General features: G+C 48.8%; 19 protein-coding genes. 3 read left to right on the top strand and 16 right to left on the bottom strand.

Annotated features, from left to right (window positions below):
• Positions 1–10: 10 nt before the first annotated feature.
• The 3 genes from murA to QQK89_RS24465 all read right to left on the bottom strand — a co-directional run bounded on the left by murA (position 11) and on the right by QQK89_RS24465 (position 2994).
• The gene (gene murA / locus QQK89_RS24475; protein ID WP_284241330.1) at positions 11–1300 is read right to left on the bottom strand and encodes a UDP-N-acetylglucosamine 1-carboxyvinyltransferase; all 1290 of its coding nucleotides are present in this window, start codon (positions 1298–1300) and stop codon (positions 11–13) included.
• 22 nt (positions 1301–1322) lie between these two features.
• On the bottom strand, positions 1323–2021 hold the full coding sequence (locus QQK89_RS24470) for an FHA domain-containing protein (RefSeq protein ID WP_284241329.1): 699 nt from the start codon (positions 2019–2021) through the stop codon (positions 1323–1325).
• Between the two features lie 88 nt (positions 2022–2109).
• Positions 2110–2994 carry a LysR family transcriptional regulator gene (locus QQK89_RS24465; RefSeq protein ID WP_284241328.1) on the bottom strand — a complete coding sequence of 295 codons (885 nt, stop codon included), beginning with the start codon at positions 2992–2994 and terminating at the stop codon, positions 2110–2112.
• 117 nt (positions 2995–3111) lie between these two features.
• Between QQK89_RS24465 and QQK89_RS24460 the strand changes: the two genes are divergently transcribed.
• Positions 3112–4476, top strand: coding sequence for an MFS transporter (locus QQK89_RS24460; protein WP_284241327.1), 1365 nt, complete (start codon positions 3112–3114; stop codon positions 4474–4476).
• A gap of 62 nt (positions 4477–4538) precedes the next feature.
• Here the strand turns inward: QQK89_RS24460 and QQK89_RS24455 are convergent, their stop codons facing one another.
• A complete protein-coding gene (locus tag QQK89_RS24455) occupies positions 4539–5258 on the bottom strand; it encodes an RNA polymerase sigma factor (RefSeq protein WP_284241326.1) in 720 nt (239 codons plus the stop codon).
• Between the two features lie 167 nt (positions 5259–5425).
• Here QQK89_RS24455 and clpP point away from each other — a divergent pair, with 167 nt between their 5' ends.
• Positions 5426–6010: an ATP-dependent Clp endopeptidase proteolytic subunit ClpP gene (clpP, locus tag QQK89_RS24450; RefSeq protein WP_284241325.1), complete on the top strand. Its 585-nt coding sequence runs from the start codon at positions 5426–5428 to the stop codon at positions 6008–6010.
• A gap of 65 nt (positions 6011–6075) precedes the next feature.
• Here clpP and QQK89_RS24445 read toward each other — a convergent pair whose 3' ends face one another.
• From QQK89_RS24445 to QQK89_RS24425, 5 genes are all read right to left on the bottom strand, one after another.
• Positions 6076–6885, bottom strand: coding sequence for an HAD family hydrolase (locus QQK89_RS24445; RefSeq protein WP_284241324.1), 810 nt, complete (start codon positions 6883–6885; stop codon positions 6076–6078).
• The gene (locus QQK89_RS24440; RefSeq protein ID WP_284241323.1) at positions 6878–7654 is read right to left on the bottom strand and encodes a DeoR/GlpR family DNA-binding transcription regulator; all 777 of its coding nucleotides are present in this window, start codon (positions 7652–7654) and stop codon (positions 6878–6880) included. The genes QQK89_RS24445 and QQK89_RS24440 overlap by 8 nt, the downstream gene beginning before the upstream one ends.
• Before the next feature lie 174 nt (positions 7655–7828).
• A complete protein-coding gene (locus QQK89_RS24435) occupies positions 7829–8728 on the bottom strand; it encodes an SDR family oxidoreductase (RefSeq protein WP_284241322.1) in 900 nt (299 codons plus the stop codon).
• A gap of 137 nt (positions 8729–8865) precedes the next feature.
• Complete coding sequence (locus QQK89_RS24430; protein ID WP_284241321.1) at positions 8866–9846, bottom strand: aldo/keto reductase; 981 nt, start codon at positions 9844–9846, stop codon at positions 8866–8868.
• A 99-nt stretch (positions 9847–9945) separates the two neighbouring features.
• Positions 9946–10428 (bottom strand): tetratricopeptide repeat protein, encoded by a 483-nt coding sequence (locus tag QQK89_RS24425; protein ID WP_284241320.1) that lies wholly within the window; start codon positions 10426–10428, stop codon positions 9946–9948.
• Positions 10429–10531: 103 nt separating this feature from the next.
• Between QQK89_RS24425 and spoVB the strand changes: the two genes are divergently transcribed.
• Entirely contained in the window at positions 10532–12082 is a 1551-nt protein-coding gene (gene spoVB, locus QQK89_RS24420) for a stage V sporulation protein B (RefSeq protein ID WP_284241318.1), read from the top strand.
• An 85-nt stretch (positions 12083–12167) separates the two neighbouring features.
• Here the strand turns inward: spoVB and QQK89_RS24415 are convergent, their stop codons facing one another.
• The 7 genes from QQK89_RS24415 to QQK89_RS24385 form a co-directional block, all read right to left on the bottom strand.
• Positions 12168–13145: an aromatic ring-hydroxylating oxygenase subunit alpha gene (locus tag QQK89_RS24415; RefSeq protein WP_284241317.1), complete on the bottom strand. Its 978-nt coding sequence runs from the start codon at positions 13143–13145 to the stop codon at positions 12168–12170.
• Positions 13146–13172: 27 nt separating this feature from the next.
• Positions 13173–14279, bottom strand: a complete 1107-nt coding sequence (locus QQK89_RS24410) for a BMP family ABC transporter substrate-binding protein (RefSeq protein WP_284241316.1) — start codon at positions 14277–14279, stop codon at positions 13173–13175.
• A gap of 233 nt (positions 14280–14512) precedes the next feature.
• A complete protein-coding gene (locus QQK89_RS24405) occupies positions 14513–14974 on the bottom strand; it encodes a RidA family protein (RefSeq protein ID WP_284241315.1) in 462 nt (153 codons plus the stop codon).
• Positions 14975–14999: 25 nt separating this feature from the next.
• Positions 15000–15470, bottom strand: a complete 471-nt coding sequence (locus QQK89_RS24400; protein ID WP_284241314.1) for a DinB family protein — start codon at positions 15468–15470, stop codon at positions 15000–15002.
• 195 nt (positions 15471–15665) lie between these two features.
• Complete coding sequence (locus tag QQK89_RS24395; protein WP_284241313.1) at positions 15666–16706, bottom strand: phosphodiester glycosidase family protein; 1041 nt, start codon at positions 16704–16706, stop codon at positions 15666–15668.
• A gap of 232 nt (positions 16707–16938) precedes the next feature.
• Positions 16939–18729 (bottom strand): SgrR family transcriptional regulator, encoded by a 1791-nt coding sequence (locus tag QQK89_RS24390; RefSeq protein ID WP_284241312.1) that lies wholly within the window; start codon positions 18727–18729, stop codon positions 16939–16941.
• Between the two features lie 34 nt (positions 18730–18763).
• Positions 18764–18994 (bottom strand): hypothetical protein, encoded by a 231-nt coding sequence (locus tag QQK89_RS24385; RefSeq protein WP_284241311.1) that lies wholly within the window; start codon positions 18992–18994, stop codon positions 18764–18766.

Raw genomic sequence — 18994 nt, 5'->3', positions numbered from 1 at the left:
CGGTAATTTTTTAACTCAGAATACGGTCTTCGGTGACTATCATATCTGGCCGGTCATGAATGGATACCTTCGCGCCGATCGATCGGAACGTGCCAATTACATCCTCATAACCACGCTCAATATGCTCGATTCCCGTAATATAGGTGCTTCCTTCCGCCGCTAAACCCGCCATCAATAGACAGGTGCCTGCCCGTACATCAGTCGCATGCACCCAGCCTCCGGAGAGTGGAAGTCCGCCTCGGATAAAGGCGCTTTCTTTGCGGATTTCAATCTCCGCCCCAAGCCTTCGAAGCTGAGGCACATGGGCAAACCTCATCGGATAAACGCGTTCCGTAATGATGCTTTTGCCCTTCGCTTGCAGAAGAAGCGCAGTCATTGGCTGCTGCAGATCTGTCGCGAAGCCCGGATACATGCCTGTCCGGATGCGAGTAGCCCGGAGCGAACCCGTCCCGTACGCCGTAATATGGTTTTCCCCGCATTCGATTTGAAGCCCGATCTCTTCCAGCTTGGCCAGACATGAACCAAGATGCTCTGGAATGACATCCTCCACCGTAACCTGCCCGCCGTTCAAGCCGGCTGCCATCAGGAATGCGCCGGCAATAAGCCGGTCCGGAATAACCGTATGCGAACCGCCGTTCAAGTAAGACACGCCTTCAATTCGAATCCGATCGGTGCCAGCCCCGTAGATTCTGGCGCCAAGCCGGTTCAAGAAGGCAGCCGTATCGACTACCTCCGGATCTACCGCGGCATTATGCAGAACGGTACGTCCTTTGGCGCGCGAAGCAGCCAGTATCGCATTGATGGTAGCGCCGGAAGTGATCGTATCGAAGTAAATATCCGCTCCCTTAAGCTCCGTCCCCTCTACTACAAAGTAATCTTGGAAGATCTGAACCTTCGCGCCAAGTGCTTGGAACACTTTAATATGCTGGTCAATGGGTCTCGATACGAAATCGTCTCCGCCGGGAAATCCTATCGTTACTCTGCCGAATTTGGCCAAGAGCGCACCGGCAAAATAATACGAAGCCCGATAACTTGACGATTTGCCCGGATCGATGGCTGCACTGTGAATCCAGCGCGGATCAAGCACGACTTGTCCGCCCTCTTGCTTCAGCTGCATTCCGATATCCTGACTGATCCCTTCAATTAGCCTGATATCGTCAATTTGAGGAATCCCCTCAAGCGTGACGATATCATCTGCAAGACATGCGGCAGCAAGCAACGCTAGCGTACTGTTCTTAGCTCCGGGAATATGTACTTTGCCGTGAAGTGGTCCTGAGTAATCCGCTTGTATATATTTCATGAAGGTTATTCTCCTACTTTCGTCAGGAAGATACGATCTCCGATTCGAGTACGTAGCCGCTTCCGCGCACCGCGCTAATCAGGAAGGTGTCTTTGCCGTATTTTTTGCGCACCCGGTAGATCAAAGCGTTAAGTTCATCTAGCGTGACATCCGGAATGCCTTCCTCCCCAGCTAATCGTTCAGGCCATACCGTTGATTTGATATCTTCAAGCGGTACAAGCCGGTTCGCATTCTCGTGAAGGAGCCGGATCAGTAAATACTCTTTCTCCGACATCGCAATTCGCTGCCCCTCCACTACGCATTCCCGCTTCTCCCAATAAATCGTCAGCGGCATTCCCGGAATCTCCATTTGTCTCGTGACGCTAAGAGGCTCGAGCTCCAGCGTTTGGTCTGCGAACATATAGGAGAAATGAAGAACGCTCATGCCATTGGCTAATTTGATAATGTCGAAATTATGGAGCGGATATGGCCTATGCGGCTTCACTCTTTCGCCGTTCAGTTCCGTCCCGTGCCGGCTTCCTTTATCGTATAGCACTGCTTTATCATTTTCTTTGCGAATGACGATATGCTGCCTCGAAATAAACGGATTGGTAAAGGCGATATCCGGAGTCAACTGATTGGATAACCTTCCGATATAGGTGTCATCCTCATTCAAATTCACGATCGTTCCCGCCCTATAAGGCTCCCCGCGAATAATGTACAGACATGCAAAGTTGTCCACTTAAGTTCCTCCGTCTTCGTTAGTGACTCCATTAAATATGTTAACTCAAACCTCCCTCGATTAAAACCGTTCGACACTGACGGCCCGCTTATTTTTTAGTAACGTCACCGTTATAATATTCGATGACAACCTCGCGGAATTGTTCGGCTGCCCGCGATATATACCGGCTCTTCTGCCAGGTTAAGGCTACTTCCCGGACCAATTGGTGCTCTTCGATTTCAATATAGTGAACGGGTTCGCGCGAATCGCGCGCCGTGCTTGGGATAAAAGCAATGCCGATCTCCGCTTCAACAAGAGAACTCAACCTCGCGGGTTCATCGCCTTCATAGACGTAGCGAGGACTGAAGCCAACGGATTGGCAGATGCGGTCAACCTGGTCGCGAGTTCCGAACCCCTTCTTTACTCCAACAAACCATTCCTCCTTCAATTCAATGAGGCGGATGCTGGTTCGGGAAGCCAAGTGATGCGACTTGGGCACGGCTATGAGGATGGATTCCAAGCATACAACCTGGCATTCCAAATCTTCACCGTAAATAGGTGGCGAAGATAAACAGAAATCAACCTCCCCGCGGTGAAGCAACGTAACAACCTCGTCTGTGGATAACATTTGCACATGGAATTGAATGTCTGGCCTTTTTTTTCGAAAGTTGCGAAGGATAGGGGGCAAGGTACTTGCTGTTGTGACCGCCAATTCCAGAATGGTAGGCTCCGAGCTGGTTAAATCCTTGATCTCCTGCTTACCTTGCTCCAATTCGAATAGGGCCCTCTCCGCGCGGCGCAGGAAACGAACTCCGAATTCGTTCAGCCGCATTTTCCTCCCGGTTCGGTCAAACAACGGAGCGCCCAAATCCTCTTCCAAACGTTGAATGGTCTTGCTTAAGGAAGACTGGGTCACATGCAGAGTACGCGCGGCATCCGTCACATGCTCCATCCGGGCTACCGTAATAAAATATTGCAATTGAAGCAGCTCCACGGCTGTTCATCCTCCAATCATTCCTTCGGATCTATGGAATCATAACATGAAATGCGTTAGAGTAAATGATTCATATGGATTAAGATAACATTAAAACATGTTGGAGGGAACTTTACAATGAATGCCCGCAGTTGGTGGTTAATGATGTCCGTTGGACTCGGGATTATGTTAAACCCGTTAAATTCCTCGATGGTTTCGGTTGCCATACCAAGATTACAAGAAGATTTCAGATTGAACTATACGGTTGTATCTTGGATTATCTTCTCCTTCTATATCGCAAGCGCCATTGCGCAACCTGTTCTTGGCAGAGCCAGCGATCTGTTCGGAAGGAGGAAAATTTTCCTCGCCGGGCTGCTCGTTTCCTTCTTGGCTTCCCTATTCGCTCCGTTATCCCCGAGCTTTGGATGGCTGGTCGTATTCCGAGTCGTGCAATCGATCGGAACAAGCATGATCGTAGCGGTAGGCATGGCTATCGTACGCATTCATATGACGGAGAAGCAGGCGACCGCTTTATCCATTTTGTCGATCTTCCTCTCAGGCGCTGCAGCGATTGGTCCCTTTGTAGGCGGGCTCCTCATTCATTGGTGGGATTGGCATGCGATTTTCCTCGTCAACATCCCCTTTGTGATTGCTAGCTCCATCTTGGCGTGGAAGGTTATCCCGAAGGATGAAGCGTCCAGTACGCAAGGTTTGGTCAAAAATATCGACATCCCCGGCATCTTGTTGTTTGCCATGGGACTAGTGGGCCTCTTGTATGGGTTGCTATCGATTAATTCGTCGCATGGCCATTTAGGAATGGATGCCATGATCGGATTAGCCGGACTATTGATGCTGATCTTGTTCGTCAGACATGAATTAAGAACAACGACGCCTTTTATTCCGCTTCGGGTCTTTGCACAATATCCCGCTCTCACTTGGGTCAATATTCAATTCATTGTCGTTAATTTGTTGTTCTATTCCCTCTTTTTTGGCATTCCGTCGTACCTGCAGCTCGTGCGGCAGATTAGCGACTATCATACGGGAATATTGATGCTTAGCCTTGGACTGTGTTCGGTTGCCGTCTCGCCGATTGCCGGGCGCTGGATTGAACGGTCAGGACCTCGTCCGGCGCTCATAACCGCTGCCTGTCTAATGGCTATAGGTTCCATATGGCTCGTAACGTTGAACGAGTCGTCCCCTGTCGTTAGCGTCTGTCTCGCCTTAGCGGCATTTGGGATCAGCAACGGATTAAATAGTGTGGGCATGCAGGCGGCTTTGTTCCAAAGCTCGCCTAAAGAAATGGCCGGGGTTGCAGCTGGCCTGTTCAATACGTCGCGTTACATGGGAACTATACTGTCCTCGCTATTAATCGGCATCATCATGGGAAATGCCTTCAGCTTTGAAGGTTTCCGGATACTTGGCGTGATGCTTACGATCATAGCGATAGGTTTGGTGCTCATGAATTGGCGGTTCAAAGAGTCTACTCAGCGGCAAGTGAATTGATTCCAAATTAAAAAAGCTGTTCCCTATAAGCAAATGCTTGGGGGAACAGCTTTTTGTTTGTTCTATGCGGCAAGTGCCATTGGCAATGCCGGGTTTCTTCGATGACTGGATACGCCGGAGGATTGTTGTCTTCTGCTCTGCAGCACCGCGATCGCCGAAGCAGGTTCAAGCTCTCCTTGTTGCACAAGCGTCAACATCGCATCAACGTCGCCGCCTTCATAAGCAATGGCTAGTGCCCGCAGCACATGACGCAAACCTTCATCATCCGGATAAGGGAGAGTTCCCTGGTGAATAGCGTGCCGCACGGAAGGCAATGCCGCTCGGGCACGATGCAAGGCAGCTTTGGCAGCGCCTATCGAAATCCCTAAGCGCAATGCCGTTTCCTGCGCGGAATAGCCAAATACGTCCCGCAGCAGAAACACCGCTTGTTGCAACGGCGACAGATACTCCATGATCGCCTGCATGGCCATTTCCGATCCGAGCTTGCTCTCATCCGGTAATTCATGCTTCTTGGCAGAGCTCCGTACGGATTCCATAATGCGCACTTGCGTCGATTGCCGTCTTACCCGGTCGATCCAAGTATTGCGTGCGATTCGAAGCATGTAAGCATCGGGATTCGCATGATTCGGCAGCGACAGGGATTCAATGGCTTTAAGCCAAGTCTCTTGTGCGAGATCCTCGGCTTCCGCCCTAGTTTTCGTCAAACCTATACAGTAGCGGCTCAAAACGCCTTGCAGCCGTTCCCATTCTTTATTATCCTTGTTCATCGTTGGATCAGCCATTTCGGACACCTCCGTTACTTGCTATTATACGCATCCTTAATTCAGTAAACGAGCGAAGCCATAAAAAAGATACGCAATGCGGAATTATTTTTTGCGGCGTATCTTTCCGCCTTCCCTATTCGTTGCTTGACATGTAAGACATCAAACGAAGGAAAGAGGGATTGGAAATGAGCAACTTTATTCCTTATGTAGTTGAACAATCAAACCGCGGAGAACGTTCCTATGATATTTATTCCAGGCTATTGAAGGACCGGATTATTTTCCTCGGTTCAGCGATCGACGACCAAGTCGCAAACAGCATCGTTGCGCAGTTGCTGTTCCTTGCCGCGGAAGATCCCGACAAAGAGATCAGCCTCTATATTAATTCGCCTGGCGGGTCTACTACGGCAGGGTTTGCCATCTATGATACGATGCAGTACATCAAGCCCGAAGTCCATACGATTTGCGTCGGTATGGCCGCATCGTTCGCGGCGATTCTACTGCTCTCCGGAGCAAAAGGAAAAAGATTCGCGCTGCCAAGCAGCGAGGTTATGATCCATCAGCCGCATGGCGGCGCCCAAGGGCAAGCAAGCGATATCGCGATCAGCGCCAAACGCATTCTAGACACAAGAGCCCGGTTGAATCAGTTAGCAGCCGACCGTACAGGACAGCCGCTCGAGAAAATCGAAAAGGATATGGACCGCGATTATTTCCTGTCCGCGCAGGAAGCGCTCGAGTACGGCATTATCGACCAGGTCGTGCATTCGGTTTAACCAATGCTAAAAGGCAGCCTTCATGCATCATGCATGAAGGCTGCCTTACACTTTACACTTAAGAGCTAAGACACCAATGAAGCGGTGTTATAAGCCATGATATGGTCAATAGCTTCCGCGACGGAGTTTACGACCGTGTTCGCACGGTTGCGGATTTCCTCCGGGCTTTGTGCCATTGCATAGCTATGCGGCGTCAAGGCGAACATGGACAGATCGTTGAAAGAATCGCCGATACATGCGATTTCTTCCGGTTTAATTCCTAGTTCCTTGATCAAAAGCGAAATTCCTGTGCCCTTGGAGACATTACGCGGCATGACATCGAGACAATCTTTATCGCTGATGAACGTTTCGATCCGATCCCCGAACGTACGGTTCAGTTGCTCTTCCAATTGGTTCAACCTCTCCAGTTCACCGAAATAAACCATCTTGGAGCAACGAAGCTCATCGCTTGCCAACGCTTGTTCCAAGTCATCATGAACAGAACTTGATGTCATCACTCTAGCTTCGTATGGCATAATAGCTTCGCTGCGTACACGCGCGAAATAATCATCGTTGGTACAATGTATGAAATTGATAAAGGCATCCCTAGGCACCGCCTGAAGCAGCTGTGCCGACAGTTCCGGCGTAAATTCCTTAGCTCCAAGCAATCGTGCGTTATTCAGGCGAACGGTTGCCCCGTTTTGGCCAACAGCATGAAATGGCTGCGCGAAAGGTTCCATGACCATCTGAATTTCGGAATTCATTCGGCCGGATGCGATGCAAATGGTAAAGCCGCTCTCGTACGCCTTCCGTACGGCTTGCCGGTCGCGTTCAATTATTTGTCTGTTATGATCCAATAAAGTGCCGTCCAAGTCGCTAACAATCAACTTAATCATTAAGATCCTCCTCCGATACAACTAGTAGTTCCACATGATGCTCAGCAAGCTTCTCCATAAAAGCCGGATCTGGCTGCTGGTCGGTAATGAGCAGATCTATGGCATCCAAGCCGGCGATTTGGTAGAACAGCTGGTCGCCGAATTTCGTATGGTCCGCCAATAAAATAACTTGATTCGCCCTCTTGATCATTTCCCGTTTCACAACGCCGTCTTCCACGTCCGGATAGGACAATCCGGTTTCCGTAATCCCGCATGCGCCAAGAAATAACTTATCCACTTGGTAATTAGCCAGGCTGTCTATCGTTGCCTGACCGAATAGAAAACGGTGCTGCGCATTTAATTCGCCGCCAAGCAGGTAGGTGCGAATCGACGTTTTACGGGAAAGCACGTCGGCAATATCGATGGAGTTCGTCACCGCGACAACTTGCTCCGCCGTAACATGTTCCGCCGCGAACTGAACGGTCGTTGAAGCATCCATCATAATAAAATCGCCGTTCTTAACGAGGGATGCAGCTAGTCGTCCGATATCCCGCTTCACGTCCGAGTCTTTGACAAGCCGATCCTTATATTCAAATATCTCTTTGGATTTCTTAGGAAGGACCGCTCCCCCGTGCGTTCTGAGAATAAGGCCAAGTTCCTCCATTCGAAGCAAATCCCGACGGGCTGTATCCCGCGATACATCGAATTTCTGGCATATATCTTTGATATCAATTCGTTTATGTTCGTGTAAATGCTCCATGATGGAGCTGATGCGTTCCTCTTGAAACATAGGCTGGCTTCCTCCTTCACTTAAGGCAACTCGCAACATGATATAAGTCATTGTATGCCTTTATCGTCATTTATGCAACATTGTTAGTTGATAAATATGCTTAATTACTTAAATCTACGCAAAAGAAAAGACGACAGCCGATAAGTCGGCCATCGTCTTCTTAGAAAACCTGCCTTACGTAACAACCGAACCGCCGTTTACGAAATACACTTGCCCAGATATGTAGGAAGAATCGTCGGACGCAAGCAGAACGTATACGGGCGCCAGCTCAAATGGCTGTCCCGGGCGGCCTAACGGAACATCATGGCCAAAAGTGTTGACCTCTTCCGCCGTAAAGGCTGACGGAATTAACGGCGTCCAGGTAGGTCCCGGCGCAACGGCATTTACTCGAATCCCCTTCTTCGCTAACTGTAAAGATAAGGAGCGCGTAAACGAAACAATTGCGCCTTTAGTCGCCGTATAGTCAATCATATTGGCCATGCCTGAGAATGCCGTATCCGAAGTCGTATTAATAATCGTGCTCCCAGCGCATAGATGGGGCAAAGCGGCTTTGGTCATATCAAAAAAGGAAATAATATTCGTATGGAACGTGTTCAACAGTTGTTCTCTCGAAATATCAAGTATGCTTTCCTTATGAAACTGAACGCCGTGATTGTTCACCAGTATGTTTAGTTTGCCGAATGTCTGGATTGTAGTTTCAACGACGATCTTGCAGTTGTCCTCTACTCTTAAGTCAATCGGGATCATCACGCATTGTCTTCCAAGCTTGGTTATCATCTGTTTGGTTTCTTCCGCATCGCGGTGTTCGTCAAGGTAAGGAATAACCAGATCCGCGCCTTCCTTGGCAAAAGCAATAGCGACGGCACGGCCGATTCCGCTGTCTCCGCCGCTAATAATCGCAACCTTATCTTTTAGCTTGCCGCTTCCCCTATACGAAGGATTATCCGATAACGGACGGGGATGCATCGGATATTCCAAACCCGGTTGACGGTCTTGATGTTGCGGCGGGAATATTAACGGGACGTTGGTACACTGCTGCTTCCAGCCGATATAGGGATAATACAGATAGGCCATGACGCATCACCTCTTGTTTTTGGTTCCTAACTGAATTTTATTACTTTAACGACCAATAGATACCAAGCCCCGTTAAGCATTAAACGAGAAAAAGCTGGCTCCAACGATCATCTGATCATCGGAACCAGCTTTATTGGTTACAAGGCACCAACCACGCGATGAGGAACGTACAGCTCCTCCAAGTAGTTGATCTCTTCCGGCGTCAAAGTCAGCTCAATCGATCCAATGGTCTCTTCCAGTTGAGCCATGCTTGTAACTCCGATAATTGGCGAGGATACCGCTTCCTTCTGCAAGAGCCATGCAAGCGCGACTTGAACGCGGGGAACGCCGCGCCGCTCAGCTACAGCCGCAACCCGTTCGGCAATGAGACGGTCCTGCTCGGCTGACGCATCGTATTTCATTTTCTGCGCTTCATCGGTTTGTGAACGGTGAGTGACGGTATTCCAATCGCGGACCAAACGTCCCGATGCAAGAGGGCTGTACGGAATGGCGCCAATCTTCTCTGCTCGGAGCAGCGGCATCATCTCGCGTTCTTCTTCTCTGTACATAAGATTCAGATGGTTTTGCATCGCTACGAATCGTGTCCAGCCATTTTGCTCCGCGACATGAAGCGCCTTCTGGAATTGCCATGCGTACATGGCGGAAGCCCCTATGTATCTCGCTTTGCCGGCTTTCACGACATCATGCAAGGCCTCCATCGTTTCTTCAATCGGAGTGTTGTAATCCCAGCGGTGAATCTGGTACAGATCGACGTAATCGGTTCCTAATCTCGTTAGCGTATTATCAATTTCTTTCATGATGGCTTTCCGGGACAAGCCTGCGCCGTTTGGCCCCGGTTGCATCCGGAAGAACACTTTACTTGCAATAACGACTTCATCGCGATTGGCATAATCCTTTAACGCGCGGCCAACGATTTCCTCGCTTGCCCCGGTTGAATAAATATTCGCGGTATCGAAGAAATTAATGCCAAGATCAAGAGCTTTCTTAATAATCGGACGGCTGTTCTCTTCATCAAGAATCCATGGATGATTCCAGCGCCCAACTTCACCAAAGCTCATGCAGCCCAAACATAGACGAGAAACATCAAGACCGGTATTTCCTAACTTTACATATTCCACAGCTATCCCCTGCTTTCTTGTTTAGTCGCCGTTATTATCGCATCTGGAGTTAACTCCAAGTCAAGTCAAGTTGCAGTAAATTTAAAAATAGCCAATCCGTTAATTCCATGTTTGATCTAATTTATCCGAATAGAACAATAGTGCTTTACGATAATCCCTTATGCCTTTGTCTTCACTTGTCTCTGCCAATTGCTTCAGCAATATTTCCATGGCGGAGCTATGTTCTTGCAAATTATAAAGGACCATGGCATAAAAAACTTGGAATTCCCTTGCTTCCGGATATTCCTTCATCGCCTTTTCGAAGCATGCTTTTGCCTCGTCATATCTGCCCAAAGTACGGTAGGTGCTACCGAGGCCAAGATAAGCGCCTTGCCGCTCTTCGCCGCTTATTCCAAGCTCCAGCGATTGCCGATAATAAGGCACGGCGGCCCCCTCCAAGCCCATTGAATCATGCACCCAGGCGCAGTGATACCACACCTGAGGATTTGAAGGATATTGTTCTACTAATGCGAGCAGCATCGATTTGGATTCTTCCAATAAACCGGACTCTCTTAATTTGATCGCTATATCCAACTCATTCATTATTCCTACTCCTCTCAAAACCTTTTCCTCCGTGCAGCTTGTTCGCATGCTTTTCCAATCGGTGAATACACTTAAGTATTCAAGCGATTTACGGGAGGAAAGTATGGCAAATCCTAAATCATCGTTCGTCAAAGGTACGTTAGTATTGTCTGGCGCCGCATTCATCAACCGGATCCTCGGTTTTATCAGCGGAATGTACATCGCCCGCGCGCTTGGTGCAGAAGGCATTGGCCTTCTCATGATGGCTCATCCGCTCGTTCCTCTCGTCATAACGATTACCGAACTTGGACTTCCCATAGCGATTTCCAAATTGGTCGCGGAAGCCAACGAGCAAGGCGACCGTGCAAAAATCAGGCGAATCCTTCATGTTTCGTTAGCCATCACATCCATTCTAAGTATTTCGCTTACAACGTTCTCGCTGCTTGGTTCGGAATGGATCGCCTCCATTCTGCTAAGCGATCAGCGGGCGTATTACGCCATGCTTGCGATTACGCCAATTGCGCCAATTGTAGCCATTTCTGCGGTGCTGAAAGGGTACTTCCGCGGAATGCAGCAGATGAAGGCAATCGCAGCTTCCGATGTACTGGAGCATACGGTGCAAATTGCATGCGTATTGGCGCTTGTTCATCTGCTTCTTCCTTACGGGGTCGCTTATGCAGCAGCAGGTGCAATGGCCGCATCCGTTATCAGTGAGTTGATCAGTCTCCTCTTTCTCTCAGTTAGTTACAAGCTTTATGGTGAACGGAAAGCCGTAGGCGAAACGTGGAAAACCCATCTTAAGCATGGGAGAAGCACGCTGACCGAGCTGCTGAACTTAGGATTGCCGACGGCAGGTCAAGGCGTCATTCATTCCGTATACAGCGCTTTTCAGCCGCTTCTGATTACGACAAGTCTGGCGATGGCCGGGATTGGCACGGCAATGGCGACCAAACAGTTTGGCTTGCTTGCCGGCTATGCGTTCCCGCTGCTCTTCATGCCAAGCTTTATTACGAATTCTCTGTCAACCGCTCTTGTTCCTGCCATCAGCGAAGCAGCCGTCAGCAAGAATACGCTCCTTATTCATGAACGGATGAATCAGGCGATGATCGTGGGGCTCTTGATCGGCGCACCGGCAACCGTTATTTTGTTTCAATGGGCTACGCCATTAACTTCCGTTATTTATGGCGCTCCAGACGCCGGGGTGTTGCTCCAGGTATTGGCACCGATGTTTTTCTTCCATTACTTTGATGCTCCGCTTCATGCCATCCTCCTTGGTCTTGGACGAACCAATGCCGCGCTCTGGAACTTTGTTATTGCAACGTCCTTCAAAGCGGTGTCCATCTATGTGTTTGGCAGTCAATTCGGCATTATGGGCGTAGCATTCGGGATCGGGATCGGAATGGTGCTGCAAATGATGCTGAACTTCTTCTCGATCTCCAGCTCCATCGGCTTTTATTGGCGGGTTGAGCCTTACATCAAGGTTGGATTATGCATGGTGCTTATGGCTCTGTTTGGCCGCTGGTCCATGGCGTTCCTCGAATATGAAGGCTGGACAACGGGATGGTCGACAGTTGTTTCGATTGTGCTCTCTACGCTCTTTTATTTCATCACCCTCATGATGACCAACACCATTAATTGGAAAAGGTTCTGGCGTACGATGCCGCTTCTTCGATGAAATGCGATTCACTCATTACATAATAATAGTTATGTAAACTATTCTGAAATGGAAAAAGCCTACAGCTCAGCTGCAGGCTTTTTTATTAGTCCGTGCCAATCGTTACGCCAAGTTCCCTCAGTCGGCGCCGATAAGCAATGGCTACCCGGTCGCACTTGAGGTGCAGTTCCGCTTGCAGATCAAGCGGCAGCAGCTCCGGCTTCTGTTCTTCGACGATTCGTTTGTCCTGTTCCAATAACGTATTCTGGAAGTCGATGAACACCTGGTCCGGCACTTCGGGCGAATAGTTGCGAAGCTGCAGCATAAACGCCGTACAAGTCGTCTCCGTCTCCGGAAGTACGATCAGGAAGAGATGGAATTCTTCTTCCGATCCTTCGCTGCGTTTGACCAGCTTGACGCAACACGGGGTATAAATCTCATAGATATAACGGTTATTGACGCCAACGCCTCGTCCGTCGGGATCCGGCTGGAAGACGACAATCTCGTCGGTGATCAACGCTCCGTCCACCTGATGCACGTTATAATCTTTAATTTCCGCAAATTCACTGTCGCCCAGCAGACCTTCATGGACAAACATTAAATGCGATACATCCAGGAAGTTCTCAATGACGCGAGGTGCAGAAGCTTGCACCGGATATGGGCCCATCCAGATCGGAAGCAAGGCCTCTTCTACCTTCCCCGCAAGCGGCGGAAGTTCCTCTCTTGGCTCTCCAAGGCATACCCAGACAAATCCATGTTGTTCCGTGCAAGGGTACGTGTGCGTCTTGGCTTTCAAAGGAATTGCTTGCGTAGGAGGGAGAGACGGAATTCGAACGCATCGCCCGTCTCCGTCGTAACACCATCCATGATAAGCACAGACAATCTGATCATTCTCCACCCGGCCAAGCGACAGAGGAACACCGCGGTGAATACAGAGGTCCTTCATTGCCTTAACCCCTTGTTTGGTTCGGAAAATGACGACCTTCTCGCCCAAAACAATTACCTGCTTAGGAGTGTCGCTGACATCGGCGGCAATTGCCACCGGATGCCATTCATGCTCGAGTACGGGATCTTTTCTAATCATGTCAGCCACTTCCCTTTCCATCCCCCGTTATTGCGGGATTGTTCCTTCAATTCCTTTGATAAACCAGTTCATATTCAAAATTTCGTCGACGGTCATCTCTTTGCCTTGAGGTACCTTCTCTGCTCCTGACTGATCGGCAATCGGGCCGTTAAAGACATCAAACGTTCCATCCAGAATTTCTTTTTTCTTTGCTTCCACCAAATCTTTCACTTCCTGCGGAACATTTTTGCCAAACGGCGCAATATCCGTGATTCCGTCTTTCATCGAGCCAAAATAACTTTCCGTCTTCCAAGTGCCGTCCATAATGGCTTTTACTGTCTGTACGTAATAAGGTCCCCAGTTCCATTTCGGATTGGATATGTAGTAATCCGGCGCGTATTTGCTCATATCCGAGTCGTTGCCAATTCCCCATACTCCGCGTTCCGCCGCCGCTTGAATGCTCGCCGGCGAATCCTGATAAGCTGCCAGCACGTCTACCCCTTTATCCAATAGACTTGTCGCTGCCTGGCGTTCCGCCGTTGGATCAAACCAAGTATTGCTCCACACCACGTCGACCTTTGCATCCGGATTGACGCTTTGTACGCCAAGCGTAAATGCGTTAATCGTATAGATCACTTCGGGAATCGGGTAAGCCCCGACATAACCGAGATGATTGTTTTTAGTCATTTTGCCTGCAGCCATTCCTACAAGATACGCGCTTTGATATTCCTTGCCCAGGTAGGTGCCGAGATTGTCCAACGTCTTATAGCCGCTCGCGTGAAGGAACTTTACGTCCGGATGCTTCTGGGCAACGGCGTACATCGCGTCCATATAACCAAAGCTTGTGCCGAAAATAATGTCGTTTTTCTCAGCCAGCTCTTCGAATACGCGCTCCGCATCCGCGCCTTCCGGAACGTTCTCTACGGTAGTAGCCTTAATGCCCAGTTCCTCTTCCATCATCTTGCGCCCTTGATCATGCTCATACGTCCAGCCGCCGTCACCGGGTACGCCGAGATAGACGAATGCCACTCGCGGTTTGTCCTTGTCTCCTCCCGTGTTAGCGCCCGTTTCCGTTTGATTCGAACTTGTTTCCTTTGAGCATGCAGCAGTGAAGACAAGTAAAGCTGCAGCGACTACCATCATCAGCTTCTTCATAGCAGACCCTCCCCCAATTATGCCGATCAAATGTAACCTATCATTCAAAAGCTTAGAGGTAATATAGGTCATTGTCATTTCCACGTCAATAATACTTACATTAAATATAGATATAGTGATAAAATAATTTCATTTCCTTGTGCATGATGCACATCCTGCGATTAATTGCGTCAATTTATCTGTCACCAAAATAAAAAAAGCCGGTGGATGAATTCCACCGGCCTCAAACTGTATTAGTTGTCTTCCACCTCGAAGATGGAATCGATAATGATCGGGAGATTATCCCTTACAGAAGCCGCTCCCAACACGGAACGGGCATGTACGCCTTTTTCTCCGAATACGTCCATCATAAGATCCGAACAGCCGTTTAACACCTTGTGATGCTCCTCGTAGCTGGGATCCGCGTTAACGAAACCTTGTATCTTAACGACACGCTTCACCTTATCCAGCGAACCTAATGCCGATTGCAGCACTGCCAGTACCTCTATACCGGCAAGACGCGCGAAGTGATACCCCTCTTCGGTGGAATAATCTTTGCCTAATTTGCCTTTCGGGCCACCTGAAGGGCCTTTTCCGGATACAAATAACAAACCGTTTACTTGAACGCAATTCGCATATCTAGCGGCTGGTTCGCTTGCGGTTGGCAATACAATTCCCAATGTTTCTAGCCTGCTGCTAGCAGAATGAAATGTCATAGCAGGATTCCCCTCTTCCATAGGCTTATCTCTTCTCAACCAGTTCCGGAGAGATCTGTTGCAAATGATGCTCCAAATGTACCATATAATCCATGATCAGCCATTCTAACGTGTGCAACTCTCCACTTGGCAGCTTTACTTGACGGGACAAACTCCTATCGTCAGGGATTGCGGCAATTACTCTTGCCATTGCGCGGTTCAAGCTTTCCCATAGCGTGATCACATCGTCAACATGAGCATTCCCATAACTTTGCGCTTCCACCCACTGATTCTGATTATATGGCGCTATGAGATAAACTTCATTACTCGCTTGCGCTTCAATCATTCTTCTCACATTGTTTATGGCAGAATCGCATAGATGACCAAGGATTTGTACTTTGGACCATTTCCCAACGGCAAGAGGCGTATGCAACTTTTCCTCCGGCCATGCTCTTAAGGCGGTTGGTACCGCAGCAATGTACTTTTCAAGACGGGCCGTCATCAGATTTACCAACATTTTCACACTCCTGTTCTGTGTCTGTCAATCCTTATTTCCTTCATTATAACAACGAACGTTCTGTTGCATTATAGGGAGAATTCGATGGCTGACTTCAATTACTCTGATAATAAAAATACTCTGATAATAAAAAAACCTCCTGCTGCATGGATTCCATATCCATACGTCAGGAGGTCGTCTACCCTTACTATTGCATTATTGCGCAAGTCCTTCGAAAGAGCTTACTTGCTCGCCGTCCACATCAACATGCATGACGTCTCCGGCTTCGGGGATCAAAGCCCATACATTCGGTAAATAACGAGGAATATTATTGCGGGAAGAAGGAATCGTAATATTATCGCCGTTGAAATACATCGAAGAGGACGAACCGCCGTCCATGCACATAGCATTAATGGCGCCGCGGTCATATAACAAATCCTGTACCTCTTTGATGCTGGCGCCTACAGAACGAGCTTGACGACCGTCAATCACGACCAGCATAATGCTGCCGTCCGCTTTTTGGCCAATCGCCGTACGCGGCCCCCAGCCCCAGCCTCCATCGCCTTGTACCATCTTCTGGCCATTCACGATGAGCTGAGGTTTGAATCCTGCTGCGTATTGTACCCCGAGATTGATTAATTCATTCGCGCTGTACTTGCCGGTGATCATTACGCCGTCTTTTGTAATGCCCGCTACAAATTGCTTTGTGTTTTTGTTTTGGCTTTTAATGACGCCATTCTCAATCACAACGCCCGTTGACGCTCCACCGTTGCCATGTCCGTTCAAATCGACGAATCCGCTCGCGTTAACCGCGGCAAGAGCTTTCGCCCGTTTGGCAATAACGAAGATTTGTTCGCCATGATCCGCAAGCTGCGAGCTGACCAGCTTCACCCGTTTCGGGTTCGAGATCGTAATGATTTTACCTTTGTAATAATGTGTCGGATTCGTATAGCCCTCGATCGACTCCACGCTAACGTATAGATCTTTATCCGACTTTACGTTGACCAGATCGTCCAAATCATCCTTGCCTGTCGCGCTATTCACATAATTTGGATCGTTAATATTTTTCAACATGGCGTCCAATTCGCTCTGCGGAATAAATGTATATTTTGCCCATTGCCGATGTTGAGAGGACAGGATGCTCTCTGCTGCCATCGCCCGAAGCTGATATCCTGAATCAGTAAAAAACATAAAAATACCGGAAATAACGGCCCATACGATAATAAAAATGCTTGTAATCTTAAGAAACTTCTTCACTTGTTCCATCCTTTCTCCACGGTTTTCACCTATCAGATGATAGCCCATTATAAATCTATCAACCACGCAATTGCTAGAAGCAAATATTTTCAATCTTGCGGCCGACATCTAATAGACGTAACAAAGCGATAAAAAAGTGCAGTTTTTCGCAAATTTTTTGATAATAAATTTTTTCCAGTCCAAAAGTAGGGGGAAACAAACAAAAAACGGCCCCTCATATGGGACCGTCCTCCTAATATTGCTCCTGTAATGCCGATATTCCATGCTGTTCCAGCCAAACATCCTTATAATCGACCCATCCCAGCATATTCAAGCTTACCCCGCGCACGGATGGATGCCAATACATGCTGATCCGCCTGTGATGCAGGAATATAATTAGCGATTCATCCCTTAAATACTCTTCGATATCCTTCAGGATCCGACGGCGTTCTGCCGTTGTCTCGGCAGCAAGAGCTTCATCAATCCGGCCGCCAATCCAGCTTTGGCGCGCAGCGTCGAAATAAGTTTGCATGATACAGTCGCGGTGCTCATAAGCCTCTATCTCGCATACTTCATCTTCTGGGAATACAAGACCTGATATTTTGATGTCCGCATGCTCTATATCTTCGTGCGTTTCGGATTGTATGCCCCATTCCGCCAACCGCTCCATAATCCATGTTGCGTCTTCGCGATATTTGGGAATATACGAAATCTTTAGCATCTCGCCCGCATAGCCGGATTCTCTCAATAATTCATTAATTTGCCCAGGCTGAACTGGCTCTACTGACTGCTTCATGCTTGACTCCGGCCGGAAACCAAACGCCGGTATCGCCCGTTCTCCGCCAAGCTCCTTAATCATCTCTTCCGGTTGAATGATCTTTCGAACGGCTTGCCGGAAAGCAACGGACTGCTGAGGGCCTTCAGCCGCCACATTCCAGTTCATCAGGACGCAGCCATGGCACAACTTCTCGATCTCCTGCCACTCATTCGTTGTCATGTTCGGTTCCAATTTCATCGTATCCAGACTATGATGAACTTTAGCGAGCTGGTCCAAGTCTTTGCTGCAATCCTCCGGCATGATGACAACCTCTACTTCGTCCAAATAAGGCCTACCTTGAAAATACGCGTCATTCGCTTCCAGCCGGATTCGTCCATTTGACCAACTGGCAAGCTGGAACGGTCCGGTTCCGATCGGCTTTCTCCAGAATTCCTCTTCCGCAGCTCCGGCAAATTCGTAAGGAATGATGCTGGCCGCCGCAGAGCACATGTATCGGTCAAAAATCCGGTTAGGCCGCTTTAACGAGATTCGCAGCACCCTTAGACTTAGGTTTTCGATCCGAACAACTTCGCGCAGCAGCCAGCTGTTGGCTTTCTCCTTCCAAAGACGCTCCAGCGTAAACTGAACATCCCGTGACGTCAGTTCGGCACCATTATGAAAGCGAACGCCTTTGCGCAAATAAAAGGTCCATTCCTTGTAGTCAGAACTAGGCGTCCAGCTATGCGCAAGCATAGGAGCGATTTGTCCGGTTGGTTCATCGTATCTTACTAACCGGTCGCTGATTTGACGAATAAGATGCGAGTCGAAGGCATACAACAGATCGGCTGGATCGAGAGTGAGCGGAGCTTTTAACACGGGAAAAACGAGCGTATCCCGGCATTCTTCCCCGTAAACCCCTTCTCCCTTCTTATAACCAAATTGCTGATTCAGCCACTCCAGGAACGACTCCCTCGCCGTCGTGCCGCTCCCATATTGCGCAATGCTGTCAAATGCCCGTTTGTAATCGCCTTGCTCCGCCACGCTAATGGCGTAATCAATGAGATAAGATTCTTTCTCTTTATGAAAAACAATCTTCGAGCGATGGCCTCTGCCAAGGCCGGGCAGCCACTCGATCAGCCGCTCGTTTTGCAGCTTTTTCAATATTAGCTTAGCATTGCGAGGCGTGCAGTATAATAGTTCGGACAATTCCTCAAGCGTCGCTTCAACGGGAACCGTCTCGCCGCCATACCGCTCATACAGCGTCAAATACCTCTCATCCCATAACATGGTTGAAGACCTCCTTGTCAGCATGTACGGAACGTTATTTATGAACCAGCCAAGAGACTAGAAACAACAATGCTCCCGCAATTAGAACCGTATAGAAGAAGTACGCAAACCAGCGTAATACGCGTGGCATACTATTCAAATCTGCCGACTTGTTCGGAACGCCCATTATTTTCTGGTAATGGTCCGTCGCCTCGTTAAAAGATGCAACAGTAGAAGTAGAAGCAGAAGATTCCGTTTCTGTTGTTGTATGTTCCGTCTCTTTCAT

This window comes from Paenibacillus glycanilyticus, assembly GCF_030161375.1.
GTDB lineage: Bacteria > Bacillota > Bacilli > Paenibacillales > Paenibacillaceae > Pristimantibacillus > Pristimantibacillus glycanilyticus_B.
This window is presented reverse-complemented; position numbering and strand designations above follow the sequence as displayed.